Here is a 22,038-nt window from a genome sequence, read left to right as displayed (position 1 = left end):
GGAGGCAATAAGCATGGCAACAATTAAAGATGTAGCAAAGCTGGCGGGTGTAGCAGTGTCTACAGCTTCTTATGCACTGAATAACAGCAGTAAAATCAGTATGGAAACCAAACAGCGGGTAGAGGAAGCAGCCAGGGAGCTGAACTATCAGAAGAATGGGCTTGCTTCAGACTTGAAAAAGGATAAAACGAATACGATCGCGCTTATCTTGAGCGATTTATCAGGCCCTTATTATTCTGAGTTAATTAAAGGCGTACAAGATTTCGCCACATCAAATGGATATGACTTAATTGCATGCAGTTCAATTGGCGGAGCGAATTCAACTGCAGTCAAATTCCTTAAGGAAAAAAGAGTTGATGGTGCCATTATTCTGGCGCATAATATCAGCGATCAAATTGCCCTGGAGTCTGCCAGAGATTGTTTCCCGCTGGTAGTGCTGGACCGGAAGCTGCCGAATGATAATATTTTCCATGTAGAAGTGGATAATGAGCAGGGCGGATTTATGGCTACCACGCATTTGATTGACAGCGGCCACAAGACTATTGCCTATGTGAGCGGCCCATCTAATTCACTAGATAATAATAAGAGATTCTCGGGCTATATGAGAGCTTTGAAGGAGAATGGGATTGGATTTCAGTCAAAGTGGAAGATCCCCGGCGATTTCACGCGTGAAGGGGGATATCGTGCGACAAAGCTGCTCATTGCCCAGCAGGATCTGCCGCAGGGAATCTTTTATGCTAATGATGAGATGGCGATAGGGGGACTGCAGGCTCTCCAGGAGAATCAGCTGAAAGTGCCTGATGATATTTCGGTAATCGGATTTGATGATATTCAAATCTCAGAATATGTATCCCCGCCGCTGACAACGATTGCCCAGCCTAAATACGAAGCAGGGGCACTGGCTGTACAGCTTATCCTTCAGGTATTGGAGGGCGGCAAGGTGTCACCTTCGTTTTCTTTGCCGACTAAGCTGGTTGAGCGCCAATCAGTCAAGCGTGCTGGCGTGTAATCAGTGTTTGATGATATATGGCAATAGCCCTGGACAAATACGTTTTGTCCAGGGCATTTTTATGGATCTTACATTGAACATGATAAGGAAATCGTTTTGTTTTAAAAGCCTCCCGGACCATACCAGCGCATTACTAAGGATATAGGAGTTAAAAAGCTCTGAAGTAAGCTCACCATATTTCATCATGAAATATGCGGTTATATCGGAATTTACAGAAAAATTACACTATAGTATTATTTTTATATACCTTTTTACAAGGTCAGCGTGAAGGGACCCCTGCATAAGCCTTCCAGGTAAAGCTTGTCACATCAAGCTTTGTACGCTGCTGCCCTTTTTTGGGCCCTCTGTTTTATCCTATAGAAACCTCATACTGCAAAAACACACGATCTTATTTCATTCTTGTCAAAAACAATCCAGGACAGTTGTAAGATCAAAATTTACCGTAAGGAGTGGTTGGTTGGAAACCGATATTAGAAAACCGTCTTTTATTTATGCGCTATTGATGCTATTTGCGGCGATTGCCGTGATTTCGGTCGGCATTCTTGCTTTTGATGCACCGATTCAAATTCTGATGTTTATTAGTATGCTTGTATTGATCCCTTTCATGATGGGGCTGGGATACTCTTATAAGCAAGTGGAGAAATCGATGCTGTCATCGATGAGCAAGGCGCTGCAGCCTTCGCTGATTCTTTTAACCGTCGGCATTTTAATCGGTGCATGGATTGCATCTGGAACCGTGCCTACCCTGATTTATTATGGAATTAAAGCCATATCGCCACAGTTCTTCCTGGTCACGACCCTTTTGTTCTGTTCACTGGTGTCTGTAGCAACAGGGACTTCATGGGGAACCATCGGAACAGCAGGGATTGCCATGATGGGTGTAGGGACCACATTAGGCATACCCGTCGGTGTGACAGCCGGCGCCATTATCAGCGGCGCGTATTTCGGGGATAAAATGTCGCCCTTGTCTGACACGACGAATCTGGCTCCGACCGTCTCAGGCGGAGATTTGTTCAGCCATATCAAGCATATGCTCTGGACGACCGTACCCGCGTATCTGATCACAGCTATTATCTTCACCTTCATTGGCTTTAGATACAGCGGAGCCACTGTAGATGCCGCAAGTGTAAATGAACTGACATCCTATTTGGCTGAAGCATTTAATCTCGGGCTTGTGCCGATGATTCCTGTCATCGTCCTGATCGGGATGCTTATGCTGAAAAAGCCGGCCATCCCGGCCATCTTCATCGGTGCAGCCGTTGGCGGAATCATTGCCATCGTTTATCAGGGCTTCAGTTTTTCAGACACAATCAGCATTTTTTATAATGGCTATGGAGTAGAATCCGGCATTGAAATGGCCGACAGCCTGCTTCAGCGCGGCGGACTGGTCAGCATGCTGGCGCTCATTGCGCTGTTTCTGTTCGCACTCGGCCTTGGCGGGATGCTCGCCGAATCCGGCGTCCTGGAAGCGCTCATTGCGTCTTTTGCCGACAAGATCCAAAGCACTGGTGTTTTAACCCTCGTGACCATTCTTGTCAGCTATGCAACACTTGCCATTGGCGGATCGGTATACTTTTCGACCGTCATGGGCGGCACACTGATGAGGCCTATTTTTGAAAGGCTTAACCTCAAGCCTGAGAATCTGTCGAGGATATTGGAAGACACCGGGACACAAAGCTCTTCACTTGTCCCGTGGACCGGAAGCGGCATTTATACCGCAGGCGCACTTGGCGTTGCAACAGGGGCCTATCTGCCATTCTGTTTCCTTGCCCTGATCACTCCGCTCGTATCCCTGTTCTACGGGTTCACCGGGCTGACCATGACTGAGAAAGAACGTCCAAAAAAGAAAACTTCCATGAAAACGGTGGAAGCATCATAACATAATAAAGAGGCTGCCAGAGAATTTTGTCTGGCAGCCTTTCTTTATTTTTGCGCTAATCCTGCTCTTCTTCCTTCCCTGAAGAACCCATCGCTTTCATAAAATAGGCAGTGGGCAGCAGGACGCCGATGGCAGCTTCAAGCAGGGCAAAAAACCGCAGTGAGCCTACCGGGATCAGGTCTCCGTAGCCGACGGAAAGAATGGTGACTCCGCTGAAATAGAGCAGATTCCTAAACGATTGGTCGGCAGGCTTCCCGTCCAGTGTTCCAACCCTCAGCACCACATCATCGAGTGAAAGGGCGTAAAAAATGACGGCAAAGCCAAGAGTGAGGCCGAGCATCACAAAAAACAACTTCAAAAATAAGACAGAGCTGAAGCGGCTCTTCTTATAGGACTTATTGGCAAAAAAATAATACAGATTAGCCCCGATAAAAACGAGGGCAGCCCCTGTTAAAACAGAACTCAAAACAAAGTGAACCTCCTTATATCCAGCCTATATTATGTATTTGACCTTAATGGGCGGCGGGTAAACGTTAGAATTGCAAGCAAACGCTCCTATCTGGCAAAAGGAGGAAAAACGGCCGGAGTGCAGAATTAATATGCATGGAGGCGGAACGGATGAAAAAAGAAGAGAAAAGCAAGATTGAGGGATGACGGATAAAACCGGCTCTCATCATCCTTATCATATACAGCATCCGGGCAAACTAGAGAAAAAGGAAGGGGAGAAATATGCCTGCTGCAGAACTAAAAGAACTAAATGGAGAATGCCTTGGGGAAGGCTGCTACTGCCTGCGCAGCAAACCGGGTTCCTCAGGCTATCAAAATAAAAATCTATGGCTGGCAGAGAGATTTACTGAGGGCCTGAAGTATTTGAAAGTCCTTGAGAACGGCAGACAGGCAGGGTTCATTGAATATACGCCGATCGAATTTTCCTCAAGAGCTGTCTATGGTGAAAATTATCTTGTCATTCATTGCCTGTGGGTGCATGTGACAGGCAAAGGCTATGCCTCGCAATTGATTGAGCATTGCCTCGAGGATGCCCGGCAGCAGCAGAAAGCCGGTGTCATTGCAGTAACTAATCCGGATACCTCATGGACGCCAAGTTCTGATATCTTCATCAAGCATGGCTTTGTGGAAACAGGCCGTGCCCCCTATGGATTCGAGCTTATGGTCCATAAATTCGGGGATGTCCCTGACCCTTATTTCCCTGATGACTGGGAAGGCCGGCTGGAAACATTCGAGGAACTGACGATACTCCGCATGCCGCAGTGCCCGTTCGTGGAGATTGCAGCAGACAATCTTACAAAGGCAGCAGAGAAGCTGGGCCTCAACACCAATACTATTGAACTGACAAACAGGGAAGAACTGCTGAAACTTTCTCCAACACCCTATGGCATTTATGGGGCTGTATTTAAAAAGACACTGATTTCCTATCACAGGCTGACAGTGCATTCGGCGATGAAGCGGCTGAAGGCTCTGCTTTAAGCTGAAGGGATGTGTGGAATTGCCTAAGTTCGATTCAATGGATATAATTCGATAATTTTGAAAGACAGGTTTTTAGTCACATCTCCCCGTATGTATCGTGATATAATTTTGTGTAATCTAATTTTTTAATAAAGGGGAATTTTCTGTATGAATGGACAAACAGAAAGAGATGGACCGTGGCAAGGATTAAATAAGGGAGCCCATGTGCTCTATGTATATAATGAAAAAGAGAAGTATCTGGCTAATCTCTTAAAGTTTGTTATTGAAAGTATAGAATCGGAAGAGGCCATTCTGCTGATTGAAGAGAAATCGGTCATAGAAAATGTCATCCAGTCACTTGAATCAATGGGAAAGCAGGCCGGCTATCCTAACTTTATTCATGCGGAAATAATAGATTTTTATTTGGCGGATGGCGGATTTGATTTCGGAAGCGCAGAAAAACTGGATCACATGCTGCTTCCTTTTTTTAAAGAGGGTCTGCCTGTAAGGACCTGGGGCGCCCTTCCTATCATAGATTCAAAATCATCATTAGATCATTTAAAGAATTATGAATGTAACTGCGATTCCTATATCTTGAAAAATAAACTCCTGTCCGTTTGCGCATATAATGGCTTAATGCTGCCTGCTTATCTGCAAAATGAACTGTTAAAGGTCCATTCACACCTGATGACGGATACAAGCTTTAGTCTGTCACCGCTTTATGAAAGCAGAACTTCCTCTCCTTTTTCCCTTAAAGAGATCGGCCGGCTGCTGGTATTGGATAAACAAAATAAAAAGAACCTTCAAATGAATGCCCTGCTGATGAAAGAAAAAAGCATAAGAACGGCCAAGCAAGACACAGAGCTCCAAAGTGAAGACAGAATCCGTTCAGTGATCGACCATCTTCCAATCCCCATCATCATCCAAAAAGAATCGCAAATTTTATACCAAAATGAAATCGCTCGAATCCAGTTTTTAGATGCCAAAACTTGTGCCGATGGACAGCTTACGGCATTTTTCAAAATCTATAACAGGAGCGATGATTCCTCCAGCAGCAAAAATCTCAGCCATAAATTTCAATCCGAAGAAAGAGGAGAAAGGAATTTTCTCATTAATTCAGTCACCCTTATAGTCGGGGAAGGAATGGCTACCCTTCATTCGTTCGTTGATATTACCCATGAAAAAGAAAATGAAATGCTGATGATCCGCTCTGAGAAGATGAATATCGTCGGGGAGCTCTCGGCAAGCATTGCCCATGAGCTGCGGAACCCTTTGACTGCTGTTAAGGGATTTTTTCAGATGCTCCAGGACATGTATGAAGGCAGCAGCATGTATTTTGAAGTGATTGAAGAGGAGCTCTCAAGGATCGAACAGATATCGAGCGAGCTGCTGACCCTCGCCAAACCGCATTCGGAAAACAGAGGGATGTATAATGTGGTCCGGCTGATCGAGGATGTCGTAACGCTTCTGACGCCGCAGGCTAACATGAAGAATATAGAACTCATCCAGGAATCTGCGTTAGGGGATCTATGGGCAGAATGTGAAAATACTAAAATTAAGCAGGTGTTCATCAATCTGGTGAAGAATGCAATCGAATCCATGGATCAGTCCGGGAGCATTAAATTGCAGACATCCCGTACAGGGGAAAGCATCCAGGTGCAAATTATTGACGAAGGAAAAGGAATGCCGGAAGAGGCCTTAAAAAAGCTGGGGGAACCTTTTTATACGACAAAAGAAAAAGGGACAGGCCTTGGTTTGATGGTCTGCTTCCAGATTATCGAGTCCCACGGCGGAACGCTGAAAGCTGAAAGCAAGATCGATCAAGGAACGACTTTTACCATCACGCTCCCTGCAAAAGAGGAGCGGATCATCGCTTAGGCATAAGTACTCTTCTGGCCTCCATAAGCTGGCGGGGGCCTGCAAGAGTAATTACTGGCCGGGTATCGAATGGGTGTCCGGCTTTTTCAATCCGCGGGATCATCGCTGCTGCCGATCCGGTGTATTTCCCTGCCCATCGATTCAAGAATATACACAACCGGAACCTGGGTGGTGATATTGGATTCTCCCATAAACTCTTCGCTTACATAATAGGCAATATTTAAATCTGATATCTTGGCAATGGTGGAAGCGCGGTTATTCGTGATGCTGATGATTCTGCTTCCTTCCTGCTTCAGCCTGTTCAGGTGGGCAACGGTAAAAGGCGTTTCACCTGAAACAGAGAGGGCAATGGCGACACTGTTTTTCTGCCACTTCGGATGAATCGGAAAATGAGGGTCTTTGATATAGAGAGAGAAGGCCCCAAGGCTTGAAAAATATCTGGCTCCATATTCAGCGAGGATTCCTGAACTCCCGATCCCGATAAAAATGACACTGTCAGCTCCGGCCACAAGCCTGGCCGCTTCTGTAATATTCTCCTCAAGATTCCCCTTAAGCGCCCTTTCCAGAAACTCGGCTGCCGACTCCCGGGAGCTCTTGATATGCGCTCCCTGCTGTTCTTTCAGCTGCATTTTAAGCTTTACCTTGAATTCCGAAAATCCCTCGCAATTCAGTTTGCGGCAAAAGCGGAGCATGTGTTTCATCTGCCAGCTCGCGGATCCGCATAAAGACCACTTTCTCGCGATTCTGGGAAATATAATTATATAGAGAAATCTCCAGCGGATTGAAGCTGGCAATTGTTTCATTTGTAAACAAGGCTGTTCCGCTCCCATCTAAAGGATGTCATCAATCGTTTTCTTATTTTATCACAAGTGTGTATTCCGTAACACAGTGTTACAGTTATGAAACAAATCTCTTTTTCGGTAAAAACGAACTGAATCAGCAGCCTTTATTTACTCCTCTTGAGATTCGGCGTTAAGATACTTATATCAAATTAAAAAGGACCAGCCAGAGGAGGCAGACATCATGAAAGAATACCAATTTCCAGAAGGCTTTTTATGGGGAGGAGCGACCGCAGCCAACCAAATAGAAGGCGCCTATAATGAAGGGGGCAAGGGGCTGAATATTGCGGACGTCCTTCCAGGCGGAAAAGGCCGCTATGACATTTTAACAAGGCCGGGCTTTGACTTTGAGATCCATCCCGGGGAGCACTATTATCCCAACCATGAAGCGATTGACTTTTACCATCGCTATAAGGAGGATATTGCTTTGTTTGCGGAAATGGGCTTCAAGGCTTTCCGGATGTCGATTGCATGGACGCGGATTTTTCCGAATGGGGATGAAGCAGAAGCAAATGAAGAGGGATTGGCATTCTATGACCGTGTCTTTGATGAGCTTCATAAGCATGGCATTGAGCCGGTCGTAACACTCTCCCACTATGAAATGCCGCTTCACCTGGTGAAGGAATATGGCGGCTGGAGAAGCAGAAAGGCAGTTTCCTTTTTTGAAAAATATGCTAGAACCGTTTTGACCCGTTATAAGGACAAAGTAAAGTATTGGATGACCTTTAATGAAATAAACAGCGGCCTAGTCATGCCGATCCAGGGGCTGGGCTTTTCCATCCAAGAAGAAAAAGACCGTTATCAAGCCACATTCCAGGCGTACCACCACCAATTTGTCGCCAGCGCTCTCGCGGTGAAGCTGTGCCGGGAGATCAGCCCTGAATCCAGGATCGGCTGCATGATCCTGTTTGCTCCTGTATACTCTTTTGACAGCAATCCGGCTAATGTGATGCACAGCTTAAGGGAAGAACAGCTCTTCAACTATTTTTGCGCAGACGTGCAGGTCAGGGGAGCATACCCTGCCTATATGGACAGATACTTTAAAGATCATGGTATCCAGCTTGAAATGGAAGAAGGGGACCTGGAGATCATCAGCGAGGGGACGGTTGATTATATCGGCTTCAGCTATTATATGTCCCGCACCGAGAAGAAGGAGAAGTCTGATGAAGAGGCTTCACAGGGCAATCTGATCGGCGGCGTCCGCAATCCGTTCCTGAAGAGGAGCGATTGGGGCTGGGAGATTGATCCGGAAGGGCTGCGGATCAGTTTGAACCTGCTGCATGACCGCTACCGGAAGCCGCTTTTCGTAGTTGAAAACGGTCTGGGTGCCTATGATGAGCCTGAGGAAGATGGCACAATCAATGATGATTACCGGATCGATTACCTGCGCGGCCATATTGAAGCGATGGGGGAAGCCATTGAAGACGGAGTTGACTTGATGGGCTATACAAGCTGGGGCTGCATCGACATGGTCAGCATGTCGACGGGTGAATTCTCGAAACGCTATGGCTTCATCTATGTGGACAAGCATGACGATGGCAGCGGCACTATGGAGAGAAGCAGGAAGAAATCTTTTTACTGGTATAAGGATGTAATCGGGACAAACGGGCGTACACTATAGGGTACAAGAACCCGGATGTACCCAGCCTAAGGCTGCTGTAACCGGCAGCCTTTTTGCTTTGCTGGAATCCTGACACTAAGGGAGATGTCTAATGAGTATCATCCTCGCATTATTGGCCGCTCTTTTCGCCTCAATGACCAATATCCTGGCGAAAATCGGGATGGAAAATGTAAATACCAATCTGGCAACTGCGGTGAGGACGATCGTTGTCCTGATCCTCGCTTTTCTCATGGTGCTGATTACAGGCAAATTCGGCACGATCGCTGCGATACAGCCGAAAGCCATGCTTTTTATTATTTTGTCAGGCTTCGCCACAGGACTGTCATGGCTGTTTTTCTTCAAAGCATTGGGAATCGGCGAGGTTTCCAAGGTCGTGCCGATTGATAAGTCCAGCATCGTCCTGACGATCATCCTGTCCATTTTGCTGCTTGGCGAGCCCGCAGCTCCCCAGATCCTGGCCGGAGGTGCCCTCATCACCATCGGCACCTTCGTGCTGATCGGCAAAAACGAAGATAAAAAGAGATTCACCGGCTCACAGAGCTATATTGTGTATGCGATATTGGGTGCTGTTTTTGCTGCCCTGACCTCTATTCTCGCCAAAATCGGGATGGAGGGGGTAGACTCCAATGTCGCTACCTTTCTGAGGACCATTGTCATCCTCCTGTTCGCCTGGGCCATTGTCTTTTACCAAAGAACTTACCGGGAAATGAAAACCATCTCCAGCAAAGGCTATCTGTTTCTCATCCTATCGGGAGCGGCAACCGGGCTGTCCTGGCTCTGCTACTTCGGCGCACTCGCGATTGGCAAGGTCTCGGTTGTGGCTCCGATTGACAAATTCAGTGTGGTGATCACTATGATTTTGAGCTTTGTTATTTTAAAAGAAAAAGCGAGAAAGCATACGGTTGTTGGCGGGGCAATCATCACAGTGGGGACGGTTTTTCTTGTTTTCTGATCGAAGCCCGTCTTTCTTTTGGGAAGGATTAATGCAACACCCTTGCTGACTGGCATCCATATCCCTGCTAACTCTTTCCTGCAGAAAAACCAATAGATACAACCAGCAATCCTCTGCGTTCTCATTCAGGGGATTTTTTTCCTTTCTACCCCCGCAAAAGTTCCCAAACATGCTATGTTAAAAGAATGATATAGGAGGATGGCCTCATTAATGATTGCCCGTAAACATGCATACATATAAAACAGACCAAAATGCAAAGGTAGTGTCCAGATGATAAAAGAAACCTTAATCAACCCTGAAGCCTGCTACCGGGAGGCGGAGAAGAAGGCAGCTGCCTATTTTCAGGCTCTATTTGTCCAGGCTGCAGAAAAAAGCTTTATTCCCGTCCTGGAAAGAGACTTTCATTCATGGAAAAAGAATCATCGGCAGACATCGTCTTTTTTGCCATTTTTTTCACGGAAAAATAGAAAGCCGGATTCCAAAGCCAATCATTCTTATATCAAGTGGCTGGAGTACAGGGGCAAACTGGATGATTATCTGGACCGGAGCGTTTCTTATTTATATATGAGGGATCTGGGGAAAACCCTTGATGACCAGGATACGAAGGAAAGCATCGGTCGGGCCGTGGAGAGCCTGAAGGAGCGTCTTACGGCCCCGAAACAGCAGGAGCCCGGGGGTTTTGGCATGGCAGGACTGTACAGATGGGCTGAGAAAGAGGGCCTCCAATCAGCTGTCATCTGGCTGATGGAAAAATTGCAGCAGACTGCACGGAATATCCCTGAAGGCATGGATGCTGCCCATGCCCAGCGAAAGCTGATTAAGATCATTGCAGGCGTACTGTTGCATGAAACTGAAGCTATGAAAGAAGGGATAGAGGCAGGGGAGCGGAAAAGAAGATTGGATCGGGCTATCAGGCTTGGCTATTCCTATGGACTGACTTATCCTTTCATAGACGATCTGCTGGACAGCCGGGTACTGTCTGAAGATGAGAAAAAACAGTTTTCTGAGCTGATCCGCACCACCCTGACAACAGGAAGCGTCCCGCCGCTTGGCAGGTGGCAGCGTGCTATTCTGCCTTTGATCACCTATGTACATAATGAGCTCCGGGAAGCCTTTCATTATATAAAAGCCCAGCAGACGCCTGAAACGCTGGCTGCCTTCCTTGAACAGGCTTATATTTTTTTCCAGTCCCAGGAGATGGACCGGCAGAAGGATCTGAATGATTCCTCATACACAAATGAAGAATTGTATATTCCGGTGATCCTGAAGTCGTCCTCATCGCGCCTGATTGTCCGTTCTGTGCTGAACAGCGGAAAGGATGACGGCTTTGACAGCCGGACCTTTTATTATGGAATCTACAACCAGCTTGCCGATGATTTTGCCGATCTGTTCGCTGACCTGGAGGATGGGGCGGTCACCCCTTATACATACTACCTCACCCACCACAGGACGCGGCAGGATTTGCTGAATCCATTTGAGCTGTACTGGACGGTTATTGCACATCTGATTCATGATGTTTACGACTCGGACCCGAAGGCGAGTGAAGTAATTTTGGACCGGGCCATCAATGGTTTAAAGCGAAGCAAGGAGAGGCTCGGCAAAGAAAAATACAGGGAAGTCATGGTGCTGTTTGCACCCGGCAGCCCTGAGTTCAGCCGGCTGATTCAGCAGATGGCCGCGAAGGCCGCTGATGTCGACTTTTTCGATAAGCTGCTTAGGGACCATATGCTTGACAGCCTGCAAAAGGAGCGGCTGGGGCAGGAGGAATTCCGGGAAAAAGTGGAGGAAGTGCAGCATAGGATTAATGACATGCTTCCGATCAAGGACAAAGATCTGCTGATGGAGGAGCCTGTCCGGGAGGCTGCCAATTACAGCCTGGCAGCCGGGGGAAAAAGACTGCGGCCTGTCATTGCCTGGTTTGTGGGCGTTGAGGCATACGGTATGGAGGAAGCTGTTTTAATGCCGCTTCTCCGGTCATTGGAATATATGCACACAGCTTCTCTGATTTTTGATGATCTCCCGGCCCAGGATAATGCCCCGAGCAGAAGGGGGAAGGCTGCTGTCCATGAGGTATATGGCACGGCAGCTGCTGAGCTTTCCGGTCTTTATTTGACGCTGAAAGCTATGGAAGATCAGGCATCGCTCAACTCTTCCACGCCGGATGCGGTACTGGAACTGATCCGCTATACCGCCCGTTCAACCGCTGAAATGTGCCGCGGACAGGCGATGGACCTTGAGGCGAAAGGAAAAGCATTGACGGCAGGGGAGCTGGATGCTCTCTGTTTTTATAAAACAGGCATTGCCTTTGAGGCGTCCATCATCATGCCGGCCATCCTTGCAGGAGCAGAGCAGGATGAAATCGATATCCTGAAAAAATTTGCCCGGCATGCCGGGATCGCATTTCAGATACGGGATGACCTGCTCGACGTGGAGGGAGATCCGATGCTGCTCGGCAAGCCGGTAGGAACGGACAGCAGAAACAAGAAGGAAACATATGTATCGGCACTTGGGAAGGATGGCGCCAAAAGGTCGATGTGGGAGCATTATTGTTCGGCAGCTGAATTGCTTCAGGAGCTGCGGGGGGAGTTTGCCTTTTTGGGATATCTGCTGGATTATATGGTCCATCGTGAAAAATAAGATAGATTGCACCGGCTGCTGTGAAGCGGCCTTTTTCTTGTTTTAGCCGAACACTATTGGCTTTTCGAAAAACTTGCCAGCAATAATAATATAATTTATAATATATATAGATTATATATAATATAAAACATAATTAATGGAGGCACTATCATGGTTGTTATGGATTTTAAAAATATGCTGTGGAACTATACACGGAAAATCAGTGAAAATACAAATGTGATCATTACTTCCATTTGCGAGCAATATGGGCTGACAAGCCTTCAGATCCGGATACTGGTCGAAGTTCAGCAGCATGGTTACCATACAATCGGCAGCCTTGCATCCCGTCTGAACATGGCCGGCACCAATATTTCAACCATGTGCAAAAAACTCGAAAAGCTGGAATTCCTGAGACGGTTCAGGGATCCGAATGATGAGCGCTCCGTCAAGGTAGCTCTTACCGATAAGGGAGCCCAGACTGTTGAAAAAATCAATAGTGCATTGATTGAGAGAATCTCTTTTTCCATTAAAGACGAGTCACAAGAATCCCTGACTGACATAATCGAAGGTCTCAAAAAGCTGAATGAACTGCTGGAAAAAATGAAATAAATAAGCTCAAGACATCAAAGGAGATATGAAGAATGTGGCAGGAAATATTATCAACGTACGCTTCCATGTTTGATTGGCATATGTGGGCGGAGATGCTGACTTCATCAAAAGCATGGGGGATGATTTTATCGCTGGCCGTCCTGGAATGTATTCTATCAGCCGATAACGCACTGGTCCTGTCGGCCTTCGTCAAGCCGCTGCCTAAAGACCAGCAGAAGAAAGCCCTCATTTTCGGACTGTGGGGAGCTTATCTGTTCCGATTCATCTTCATCGGTCTCGGTACGTTCCTGATTAAATTATGGTTCATCAAATTGATCGGTGCCTTATATCTGCTATGGCTGTCCGTTAAGTTCTTTATGGACAAGCTGAAAAACAAAGAGGAAGGCGAAGAGGATGAGGCCCGCAAGCCAAAAGGCTGGCTTGTTACGACATTCGGACTCTTCTGGGCAACCGTCATCAGTGTCGAACTCATGGACCTGGCGTTCTCAGTCGACAGCATCCTGACCGCCCTTGCTGTATCAGAGGAAGTCTGGGTCATCCTGCTCGGCGGCATGATCGGCATCCTGCTGATGAGGGGAGTTGCAACCTTCTTCATCAGCCTGATGAACAAAGTGCCTGAGCTGGAAACAACCGCTTATGCACTGATTACCTTCATTGCGGTTAAAATGGGACTGACACTGGTCGAAATCCATATACCGAATGAAATCTTCATTGGCGTGATGATCCTTGCGTTCATTGTCACCTTTATCATCCATGCTATCCGCAAAAACAGGACAGAGAAGTTCTCTCACTGATCAAAACGCCCGGCAAAGCTGGAAGCCAGCTTTGAGCCGGGCGTTTTTTTGTATTGAGAAAATGGGATGAAGATTACACAATTTGGCTTTCCCCAGCCATTGGCTAATCTAGCAGCAGGGGAAAAAACGAACCTCTGCCTATTCCTGTGTTTAGGACAGCCTCTGATGGGAAGAGAGAATGGTAGAGCAAATAATAGGAGGAATCAGATTATGAGCAAAACCATTTTCATTACCGGTGCAGGCAGCGGACTTGGAAGAGGGGCTGCCATCGGCCTTGCCAAAAAAGGTCATAAAATCATCGCGACAACAGAAATTACACCGCAAAAGACAGATCTTCTCAGGGAAGTACGCGATCTTGGACTCGATATGGAGGTATTCAAGCTGGATATCACCAATGAGCGTGACCGGGCTCAGATAGAGGAATACGATTTTGATATTTTTGTCGCCAATGCGGCCATCAATGAAGGCGGACCGCTCGGTGAAGTGCCGATGGACCGCTTCAGGGCTTTATTTGAAGTGAATGTGTTTTCCACTTTGGAGACTGTTCAAATCGCTGCCCGTAAATTCGTCAAAAAAGGCAGCGGCAAAATCATTTTCTTGAGCTCGATGGCAGGCATTTCCGCAACTCCTTATGTCGGCCCATACACAGCCACTAAGCATGCTATTGAAGGAATCGCCCAGACATTGAAGAGCGAGCTCGAGGAATTTGGCGTAAAAGTTGCCACGATCAATCCAGGCGCCTACAACACCGGGTTCAATGACCGCAGCGCCGAGGAAATATGGAAATGGTACGATGAAGACAAGAATTTTACCAGGAAAGAAGATATGCTCAAGCAGCAGGAAGGGCTGAAGCATCAATTCGATCCGGAGGACATGATTGAAAAAATGATTGAAATCATCCCGGCGGACCATCACAAATTCCGTACGGTCCATCCGCAGGAAACGGAAGAACAATTAAAGAAAACCCAGCAGGAGCGCTGGGAGATGGAGATATAGGATAAGGGGTGCCAGGCACCTGCTGCGGCGGGAGCGGGCACTTTTTTTGTCGGGTATTGTGGTGTTTAGGCTTATTTCCCCGGAAATGGTCGAATTGGCCTCCTATGCGGGAAGGAATTGAAGATGTCGTGCCAGGCACCGGCCGTGGACAGAATAGGTTGTAGTGTCCATATGGAGTGTCAGGCACGGTCATTACAGGGAATGTATTTTTTGTAGAATTAGGCAATTTTATGTAGAATAACTGAAAAACTTGTTTTATGTAGAATTCTAGGAAACTTATGTAGAATCGAATGATTTTCTCCGCAAATGACTGATAAAATGCCGGTCCGAAGCCAATCGGACGGCATTTTTTTACATTAAAAACTCACTAACTAGCACCAAGCCTTCAAGCAGAAATTTCTTACTTCATCACTTTAAAACGTCCATACATAAAAATGTAAACGGTTACTTAAATATTTAAAATAATTTAAATTGACTGACTAATTTTGCTGTATTATTATACTAATATTAATAATTTTTCGCTCACCGAAATAATAAATTCAGAAAAGGAGGGAGTTTCCTATGTCCCAAATGTTGGCAGTTGTTATTCTTGTTTTAATTTTATTCATCGGAGATTTTGTGGCAGTCCGTACGAAGGCATGGGTGCCTTCCATCTTTGTGTGTGCAGTATTATTCCTTGCGGGCTATTGGACATTTTTCCCGCAGGATATCGTCGCGCTGGCAGGTGTGCCGCCGGTTGTTGCGACACTAATGATGTATCTGCTGATTACAAATATGGGTACGCTCTTATCGGTCAAGGAACTGAAGGATCAATGGAAAACGATCGTTATTGCTATTTCCGGCATCCTTGGCATCATCGCCATACTCTTCGCCGTCGGAACATTTATCTTCGGCTACCAGACGATTGTTGTAGCAATTCCGCCATTGGTCGGAGGTGTAGTCTCTGCCTTGATCATGTCAGAGGGTGCAAAGGAAGCGGGGCTTGCTTCACTGTCTGTATTTGCCATTGTCATCTACGTAATGCAGGGGTTTGCCGGCTATCCGATTACATCCTTTGTTTTGAAAAAAGAAGGAAAGAACCTGCTGGAAGCCTATCGCAAGAATGGCGGTGCCGCACTGAAGGAACAGCAGCTGGCCAAAGCGGAAATGGCAGCGGCGGCTGAGGCTCCAGCCGCGCCGGAGCTCAAGCTGTTCAGGAGTATGCCGGAAAAATACAATACCGATTTCTTCAAGCTGCTGCGCCTTTCGGTCGTCGCTTTCCTGGCCTACCAGGTTTCCGCCTGGCTGGCGCCTGTTGTCAGTGTGAGCCCTTTTGTCATCTGCCTGCTGTTTGGCGTAATCGCCACAAGCTTAGGTTTCCTGGAAAAGCAGGTCCTCCAAAAGGCAAATGCCTTCGGTTTTGCAATTATGGCCTTGATGCTCTTTATCTTTGATGGTCTGAAGCAGGCAACCCCGTCAATGATGCTGCAGATCATCGGGCCGCTGGTCGGCACAATTGTGCTGGGCGTCATCGGGATGTACATCTTCTCCTTTATTGCCGGAAAAATTCTCGGCGTCAGCAAAAATATGGCTTTTGCCGTATCATTGACAGCTTTATACGGATTCCCGGCAGATTACATTATTACGAATGAAGTGATTAAATCGCTGACAGAAGATGAGGAAGAAAGGGAGATGCTGACTAGCCATATGCTTCCGCCAATGCTCGTCGGCGGCTTCATTACCGTCACCATCGTTTCCGTCGTCCTCGCAGGGTTCTTTGTCAGCCTCCTATAAAGAAAGGAAGGATTAATAGAACATGAGTCTAGTAAAAGAGCAGCTTGCTGCCAGAATAGAGAAGCATATAGAAGCGCTGAGTCATTTTACGGCTACGCCTGGAAAGGGTACAACACGGCTCACCTACAGCCCGGAAGACCTTCAGGCCCGCAATTATATTAAGGAAAAAATGAAAGAAATAGGATTGGAAGTCACTGAGGACGGCCTTGGAAATATCTTTGGAAAGCTCGAAGGGACACTGAAGGATGCACCGAGCGTGCTGATCGGCTCGCATTTCGATTCTGTCCCGAATGGCGGCTCTTATGACGGACCGGCAGGCGTTGTGGCAGGTCTAGAAGTGGCTGCACTGTTTGCAGAGAATGATGTAAAGCCGAAATACCCGCTGGAAGTAATCGCAATGGTGGAAGAGGAAGGCTCCCGCTTTGGAGGCGGTCTCATGGGGTCGAGAGGTATCACCGGGCTGATGTCCGAGATAGAATTTTTCAAGCTGGCAGACCGGGATGGCGTGCTGGCGAAGGACGCAATGGAGAAAATCGGGCTTGATCCTTCTCTTCCAAAGCAGAGGGACCCGAAAACGATTAAAGCTTTCCTGGAGCTGCATATCGAACAAGGGCCAATACTCGAGGAAAAAGATATTCCGATTGGCGTGGTAGAAGCGATTGTCGGCCTGACCCAGCTGGAAGTAACAGTCAAGGGGCAGGCAGGCCATGCCGGGACAACTCCGATGGACCGCCGCTCAGATGCACTCGCTGCGGCTGCTGCCATGATTGCAGGGCTTTCGGGGCTGGCTGAAGCAGAAGGGGAAGGAAGCGTTTTGACCGTCGGCCGCCTGAATGTTTTTCCAAATGGAGCCAACGTCATCCCGGATAAAGTGGTGTTCTCAGTGGATATCCGCTCAGGCAAGGAAGAGCATGTACTGAATATGGTTGAAAAAGTGAAAGAACGAATCGGCTCCTACGATGGCGGCGAAATTCAGACCTCCGTCGAACAGCCGCTGTATATGAAGCCTAAAGCAATGAACGAGGAAATCCTGACGCTATTTAAAGAAAAAAGCGCTGAATTGAATATTCCATACTGCCCTATCAACAGCGGAGCCGGGCATGACGCAATGGTCCTTTCCGATTTCACGGACGTAGGCATGCTGTTCATTCCGAGCAGGAACGGCCTGAGCCATTGTCCTGAAGAATGGTCAGATTCCAAGGACATTGCGAAAGCCGTTGAGATTTTTTACGAAGCTGCCAAGAAGCTGACGGAGGCAAATTGAAGAAATAAATCTGGTGTCAGGCACCGCAAATGGACAGTTGAGGTAAAAGTGTCCATAAGCGGTGCCAGGCACTTTTTTATGTCTAATAACCTATTCAGACTATCTATTTATTTGAATTCAAGATAAAATTAGGTATAAATGACTATATTTTAAGAATATTTATATAGAAGTGCAAAAGTCCTTTTAATCCGGACGGCTTGTGCTTTCTTGGAAAGGGCTGAATTATGATTACAACGAAAGAACATCATGAAGTATTGGCCGCCTATGTGAAAGCGATTCCATTAATGCATTCTATGCTTCCGGAAATATCGATAGGGGTGGCTGATACTGAGGAATGGCTCGCCTATTTTCCCGGGAATAAAATTGACCTGGGCATCAAGCCGGGGCTGCGGATCAATCCAAGCGAGCCTTTGGCAGACTGCATTAAAAATAACAAGAGAGTTGAGGAAGAAGTGCCGGAGGAGTTTTTTGGCGTTTCTTTTACAGGAATGGCGGCACCAATCCTTGAAAATAGAGCAGTTATAGGAGCACTCGCCATCCAAATGCAGAAGCAGAATGAAAAAGAATTGCGCAACATCTCTGAGCAGATTGTAGATTCAATTACACAGGCAAACCACCGTGTTGCTGCCATCACAGAAGGAGCCGAGGGATTGGCGGAAATCACCAACCAGCTACTGGAACGGTCTAATCAGGCGACAAAAGAAGTGGACAACACAGATGAAGTGCTTACGTTCATCAAAAAAATCGCCGACCAGACGAATCTGCTAGGACTAAATGCGGCCATTGAAGCAGCAAGAGCAGGCGATAAAGGAGCAGGCTTTGGTGTAGTGGCAAATGAAATACGAAAGCTGTCCCATGACACCATCTCTTCCACCGAAAAAATTTATACGATTCTGAATAATATCCAGAAGTCTGTGAATGATATAACCTCCTCGATTGAAAAGGTCCTGGAGGTCGGCCAGAAGCAGGCAGCATCCACAGAAGAGATCTCTTCATTTATTGATACAATTGAGTCGATGAGCAAGAAGCTTAATCAGTATGCGTCTGAGCTTTGAAAAGGAAAACGGGGGAAGAGTCTTCCCCCGTTTTTTACTTTATTTCTAAAACATAAGCCCTCACAATAATCCCATCACCAGCCGGCTCAAAATCATACTGCGGAAGCCTTTTAAATCCAAACCCCTCGTAAAGTTTCATCGCATTTTTCATAAAATCGCCTGTGTGCAGGCCGATTCTATGGAAGCCCTGTTCTTTTGCGCGGCGGATGCATTCAGAGATCAGAGCTTTCGCCATGCCCTTGCCCTGGAATTCAGGAGCAACGGCAAGCAACCGGATTTCCGGATAGTCCATTTCCTCTACAAAACCTTCATAAGCATCAGTCCTGGCCGGGAATAGGGCGACGCTGCCGGCTAACTTCCCATCCACTTCCGCGATGATCAAGTCCACCCCAGGCTGTCGGTCGGCATCCGATGATATCGCCTTTTTCAATGCTTCCCAATGCGGTCCTGGAATGCTGCCGGTATGGGCCGAATAGGCGGAAACCCTCTGCTCGCGGATGCTTTCTGCCATCTCCTTGTCCGCATTGCGGATGATTATTCCGCTCATCTGCCATCTTCTCCTTTTTTCAAAAACTTCTCTGCCTTACCGCTGAGCTTTTCACGTCCATGCTCTGTGCTCCATACTGACAATTCCGGACCTTTTGGCAGGATAACCGGCTCAGTCTTATCGGTAGAAATGGTGATGGACAAGTGATAGTGCTGCTTAATTGCATCAAAATCAGTGGTATCGCCAAATCCCGGTGTCTGGTAAAGATCGCGGGCGTAGCCCCATAGATGCGTATATTCACGGATCAAATTCCGGTTTGTGTTGAACGCGGTATAATAGGCAGCGTCAAATCGGGCAAGGGTTGTGTAGAGCCTCACATCTGAATCGGTGATATAGTCGCCGAACAGGAATCGCCGGCCGGAAAGCCTTTCCTCCAGAACGTCAAGGCGGCTGAACAGCTTTCCATATGCCTCTTCATAGGCCTCCTGCGAATGCGCAAACCCGCATTTGTAGACGCCATTGTTTACATCATGAAAGATGCTTTCATTCAGTTCGTCGATGTCAGCTCTCAAAGCTTCCGGATAGAGGTCAGGTGCCTCTTCTTTATGAAATGGGGCCCATTCTGTCTCAAAATAGTTTGTGAGCTTAAAATAGTCGTTGTTGACGGCCTTTTTTTCTTTTATATCAACCATGACCGGCACCGTCGGCCTGCCGTCATAATCAGGGTCTGCGTTTTTGTATACTTCGCTCATATACTGAATGCCGAGAACAGGATCACGTCTTCCTTCATCAAGGGAGAATTCCCAGTCAACATGCTGAAGGCGCGGCCGCATCGGGCTGGCTGTGCCAAGGCTGATGCTTTCTTCCAGGCCCAGCACTTTCCGGACAATAACAGAACGGTGCGCCCAAGGGCAGGCGGCCGACCATAAAAGGCGATAGCGCCCCGCTTCAACAGGCAGCATATCCGGCCCCTCGCCAAAAGGAGTCATAAACCGGTTCGTCTGCCGCTTGAAAGAGCCATCAGAGGAAATCTCCTTCGGCTTATTGCTTGAAGACAATTCACAATTTGAACCTTGAGATGATTGTGGCAATGTACAGCATCCTTTCTTATGGGAAAATAGTTAAGTGGTGAAATATCTCAATCTGCTACTAGTTTAGTATAAGGGCAATATTCAGTCAATTTTCAGTGCGGCTTTACAATTGGTGTCAGGCACTGCAAATGAACATTCTACCTTCATTTGACCACGGACGGTGCCAGGCACTGTTGCCACATTCTTTGAAACCAAATTACAGTTTCTTTCGTAAAGAGATTAGGATGAAACAAGGAGGCTGCTATGGATCAAAGAATTAAGAAACTTGCAGATTCAGCTTTTGAAAAGTTCGGGCTGGCAGAATATTATCTCGGAAGAACCGGGTTCTATCATGACTCACCTTTTCAGAATAAGACTGATTATTCTCTCTGTATGGAATGGTTCCCTAACGCTACAGCAGCAGAGGACGATGAGAGCAATCCGGAGGGCACGGCTGTCATAGAAGTGCACATTCCAAGCGGTAAGACAAAGAGCGCTATATTTGCGGGCGGGAAGACATTGGCTGATGGAGTTATTTTCGTTCCCGGGGACCGGGGCAGTATGATTGATTGGATTGAGAAAGAAACTGGCCTGAGCTATGGGCAGCAATTCATGCTGACGAAGGAAGAGGGAAGAAGGCTGCATTTTTCGGCGGCTGTCAATGGCACCGCCCTCTTTCCTGGTGGTTATATAGAGCTGGAAACGGATGAGGAAGGAAGGCTGATTACTTTTTCTTCATATGGAAGTTTTCCAGAGCCAGGTCAGGTACAGGAAGAGAAATATGCTCTCTCGCTTGAAGAGATAGAGGAAGATCTTCTTAGAGAGCAACTGATATTCGCTCAATTCCCGAACCGTGAAAACGAAAAGTGGTTTTCTCTATTTGCGATTGAGGAAATCTTCATCAAGAATGACAGGAAGAAAACAATTGAATTTGACCCAATAGGGATGGAGCCAAAGCTTATGGTCGATCAGGTAATAGAGTGGGACAAGCCTTCAGACGTTCCTTTTGAACGAAAGCCTATCACAGAATCCAAAGACATTGGAGCAGACCGGGCATTTGACGGAGAACTTCATATAGAGTCCTGCCCGATCAGGAAGGAAGAGACTGATAAATGTACGGATGCTGTCAGGCAGTTGCTCAGCCGGGAATATCCTGGCGAGTCCGGCCAGTGGACATTGAAAACACTTCGCAGGAGCCGAGGGTGCATTGATGCGGTATTGAGGAAATCCGGGCAAGATTTCAGTGTTTTTAAGCGAAAGCTGACGGTTGTGATTGATGCCCATAGTTTTGAGCCGAGAAATTATATCGACAACAGGATGATGCTCGACATGTTCGACGGGTACCAGGCACCAGGGGAGATAGCGGTCGTTAAGGACGAAGCCTTTGAAAAATTAAAACCATACTTCTTCTTAAAACCGGTGTATGTCTATGATGTTGAGAAAGAAAAGTATGTTTTATGCGGAAAATTGGACTGCCGGCATGCAGTAGACGCTGAGACCGGCGAAATCGTCCTGCTGGATGATATTTAAAGTGAATTTGTGCCGGAAATGCCCTTCTGATAGATATCAGAGGGGCATTTTTTCATTAAATACTTTGCAGGGGCAAGTGATCCTACAAAAAAATTCTGTTATTCTACCTAAAATTGTTAATATCCTACCAAATTTTCCTGTTATTCTACCTAAAATCAGCGTGATTCTGCACAAAATACATTTATTGGAATTTACAAGCATC

The 22,038-nt window shown here is 47.0% G+C and carries 17 protein-coding genes and 1 pseudogene; 14 read left to right on the top strand and 4 right to left on the bottom strand.

The annotated features are described in order from the left end of the window. Window positions 1–13 precede the first annotated feature (13 nt). A complete protein-coding gene (locus FZD51_RS10255) occupies window positions 14–1,009 on the top strand; it encodes a LacI family DNA-binding transcriptional regulator (protein ID WP_148974681.1) in 996 nt (331 codons plus the stop codon). Window positions 1,010–1,466: 457 nt separating this feature from the next. Then, window positions 1,467–2,888, top strand: a complete 1,422-nt coding sequence (gene nhaC / locus FZD51_RS10250) for a Na+/H+ antiporter NhaC (RefSeq protein ID WP_148974680.1) — start codon at window positions 1,467–1,469, stop codon at window positions 2,886–2,888. A gap of 55 nt (window positions 2,889–2,943) precedes the next feature. On the opposite strand, the gene FZD51_RS10245 is transcribed toward nhaC, so the two are convergent. Beyond that, on the bottom strand, window positions 2,944–3,354 hold the full coding sequence (locus tag FZD51_RS10245) for a potassium channel family protein (RefSeq protein ID WP_148974679.1): 411 nt from the start codon (window positions 3,352–3,354) through the stop codon (window positions 2,944–2,946). A 263-nt stretch (window positions 3,355–3,617) separates the two neighbouring features. Here FZD51_RS10245 and FZD51_RS10240 point away from each other — a divergent pair, with 263 nt between their 5' ends. Further along, window positions 3,618–4,373: a GNAT family N-acetyltransferase gene (locus tag FZD51_RS10240; RefSeq protein WP_148974678.1), complete on the top strand. Its 756-nt coding sequence runs from the start codon at window positions 3,618–3,620 to the stop codon at window positions 4,371–4,373. Window positions 4,374–4,520: 147 nt separating this feature from the next. Beyond that, window positions 4,521–6,230: an ATP-binding protein gene (locus tag FZD51_RS10235; RefSeq protein WP_148974677.1), complete on the top strand. Its 1,710-nt coding sequence runs from the start codon at window positions 4,521–4,523 to the stop codon at window positions 6,228–6,230. Window positions 6,231–6,316: 86 nt separating this feature from the next. Here the strand turns inward: FZD51_RS10235 and FZD51_RS10230 are convergent. Next, a pseudogene (locus tag FZD51_RS10230) lies at window positions 6,317–7,043 on the bottom strand (MurR/RpiR family transcriptional regulator). A gap of 210 nt (window positions 7,044–7,253) precedes the next feature. On the opposite strand from FZD51_RS10230, the gene FZD51_RS10225 reads away from it, so the two are divergent. From FZD51_RS10225 to FZD51_RS26760, 9 genes are all read left to right on the top strand, one after another. Beyond that, complete coding sequence (locus tag FZD51_RS10225) at window positions 7,254–8,690, top strand: glycoside hydrolase family 1 protein (protein ID WP_148974676.1); 1,437 nt, start codon at window positions 7,254–7,256, stop codon at window positions 8,688–8,690. 91 nt (window positions 8,691–8,781) lie between these two features. After that, window positions 8,782–9,642, top strand: a complete 861-nt coding sequence (locus FZD51_RS10220; RefSeq protein WP_148974675.1) for an EamA family transporter — start codon at window positions 8,782–8,784, stop codon at window positions 9,640–9,642. Between the two features lie 270 nt (window positions 9,643–9,912). Beyond that, entirely contained in the window at window positions 9,913–12,279 is a 2,367-nt protein-coding gene (locus tag FZD51_RS10215) for a polyprenyl synthetase family protein (protein ID WP_148974674.1), read from the top strand. Window positions 12,280–12,429: 150 nt separating this feature from the next. Next, on the top strand, window positions 12,430–12,867 hold the full coding sequence (locus FZD51_RS10210) for a MarR family winged helix-turn-helix transcriptional regulator (RefSeq protein ID WP_148974673.1): 438 nt from the start codon (window positions 12,430–12,432) through the stop codon (window positions 12,865–12,867). A gap of 32 nt (window positions 12,868–12,899) precedes the next feature. After that, window positions 12,900–13,661 (top strand): TerC family protein, encoded by a 762-nt coding sequence (locus tag FZD51_RS10205; protein ID WP_022543473.1) that lies wholly within the window; start codon window positions 12,900–12,902, stop codon window positions 13,659–13,661. A 210-nt stretch (window positions 13,662–13,871) separates the two neighbouring features. Further along, a complete protein-coding gene (locus FZD51_RS10200; RefSeq protein ID WP_148974672.1) occupies window positions 13,872–14,657 on the top strand; it encodes an SDR family oxidoreductase in 786 nt (261 codons plus the stop codon). A gap of 561 nt (window positions 14,658–15,218) precedes the next feature. Beyond that, entirely contained in the window at window positions 15,219–16,430 is a 1,212-nt protein-coding gene (locus FZD51_RS10195; protein ID WP_148974671.1) for a hypothetical protein, read from the top strand. A gap of 22 nt (window positions 16,431–16,452) precedes the next feature. Further along, window positions 16,453–17,694 carry a Zn-dependent hydrolase gene (locus tag FZD51_RS10190; protein ID WP_148974670.1) on the top strand — a complete coding sequence of 414 codons (1,242 nt, stop codon included), beginning with the start codon at window positions 16,453–16,455 and terminating at the stop codon, window positions 17,692–17,694. Between the two features lie 224 nt (window positions 17,695–17,918). Beyond that, window positions 17,919–18,749: a methyl-accepting chemotaxis protein gene (locus FZD51_RS26760; protein ID WP_148974669.1), complete on the top strand. Its 831-nt coding sequence runs from the start codon at window positions 17,919–17,921 to the stop codon at window positions 18,747–18,749. A 34-nt stretch (window positions 18,750–18,783) separates the two neighbouring features. On the opposite strand, the gene FZD51_RS10180 is transcribed toward FZD51_RS26760, so the two are convergent. Next, on the bottom strand, window positions 18,784–19,296 hold the full coding sequence (locus FZD51_RS10180; RefSeq protein ID WP_148974668.1) for a GNAT family N-acetyltransferase: 513 nt from the start codon (window positions 19,294–19,296) through the stop codon (window positions 18,784–18,786). Continuing rightward, the gene (locus FZD51_RS10175) at window positions 19,293–20,225 is read right to left on the bottom strand and encodes a glutathione S-transferase family protein (RefSeq protein ID WP_420886234.1); all 933 of its coding nucleotides are present in this window, start codon (window positions 20,223–20,225) and stop codon (window positions 19,293–19,295) included. The genes FZD51_RS10180 and FZD51_RS10175 overlap by 4 nt, the downstream gene beginning before the upstream one ends. Window positions 20,226–20,570: 345 nt before the next feature. On the opposite strand from FZD51_RS10175, the gene FZD51_RS10170 reads away from it, so the two are divergent. Further along, window positions 20,571–21,836 carry a hypothetical protein gene (locus tag FZD51_RS10170; RefSeq protein ID WP_148974667.1) on the top strand — a complete coding sequence of 422 codons (1,266 nt, stop codon included), beginning with the start codon at window positions 20,571–20,573 and terminating at the stop codon, window positions 21,834–21,836. The last annotated feature ends 202 nt before the right edge of the window (window positions 21,837–22,038 follow it).

The sequence above is a fragment of the Bacillus infantis genome (genome assembly GCF_008180445.1).
Lineage (GTDB): Bacteria > Bacillota > Bacilli > Bacillales > Cytobacillaceae > Bacillus_AB > Bacillus_AB infantis_B.
The sequence above is the reverse complement of the archived record's forward strand: the minus strand, read 5'-3'. Positions and strand labels throughout refer to the sequence as shown.

Coding starts and splice junctions, on each gene's coding strand:
- FZD51_RS10255 (WP_148974681.1), top strand. CDS start 14: ATGGCAACAATTAAAGATGTAGCAAAGCTGGCGGGTGTAGCAGTGTCT.
- FZD51_RS10240 (WP_148974678.1), top strand. CDS start 3,618: ATGCCTGCTGCAGAACTAAAAGAACTAAATGGAGAATGCCTTGGGGAA.
- FZD51_RS10235 (WP_148974677.1), top strand. CDS start 4,521: ATGAATGGACAAACAGAAAGAGATGGACCGTGGCAAGGATTAAATAAG.
- FZD51_RS10225 (WP_148974676.1), top strand. CDS start 7,254: ATGAAAGAATACCAATTTCCAGAAGGCTTTTTATGGGGAGGAGCGACC.
- FZD51_RS10220 (WP_148974675.1), top strand. CDS start 8,782: ATGAGTATCATCCTCGCATTATTGGCCGCTCTTTTCGCCTCAATGACC.
- FZD51_RS10215 (WP_148974674.1), top strand. CDS start 9,913: ATGATAAAAGAAACCTTAATCAACCCTGAAGCCTGCTACCGGGAGGCG.
- FZD51_RS10210 (WP_148974673.1), top strand. CDS start 12,430: ATGGTTGTTATGGATTTTAAAAATATGCTGTGGAACTATACACGGAAA.
- FZD51_RS10205 (WP_022543473.1), top strand. CDS start 12,900: ATGTGGCAGGAAATATTATCAACGTACGCTTCCATGTTTGATTGGCAT.
- FZD51_RS10200 (WP_148974672.1), top strand. CDS start 13,872: ATGAGCAAAACCATTTTCATTACCGGTGCAGGCAGCGGACTTGGAAGA.
- FZD51_RS10195 (WP_148974671.1), top strand. CDS start 15,219: ATGTCCCAAATGTTGGCAGTTGTTATTCTTGTTTTAATTTTATTCATC.
- FZD51_RS10190 (WP_148974670.1), top strand. CDS start 16,453: ATGAGTCTAGTAAAAGAGCAGCTTGCTGCCAGAATAGAGAAGCATATA.
- FZD51_RS26760 (WP_148974669.1), top strand. CDS start 17,919: ATGATTACAACGAAAGAACATCATGAAGTATTGGCCGCCTATGTGAAA.
- FZD51_RS10180 (WP_148974668.1), bottom strand. CDS start 19,296: ATGAGCGGAATAATCATCCGCAATGCGGACAAGGAGATGGCAGAAAGC.
- FZD51_RS10175 (WP_420886234.1), bottom strand. CDS start 20,225: ATGACTCCTTTTGGCGAGGGGCCGGATATGCTGCCTGTTGAAGCGGGG.
- FZD51_RS10170 (WP_148974667.1), top strand. CDS start 20,571: ATGGATCAAAGAATTAAGAAACTTGCAGATTCAGCTTTTGAAAAGTTC.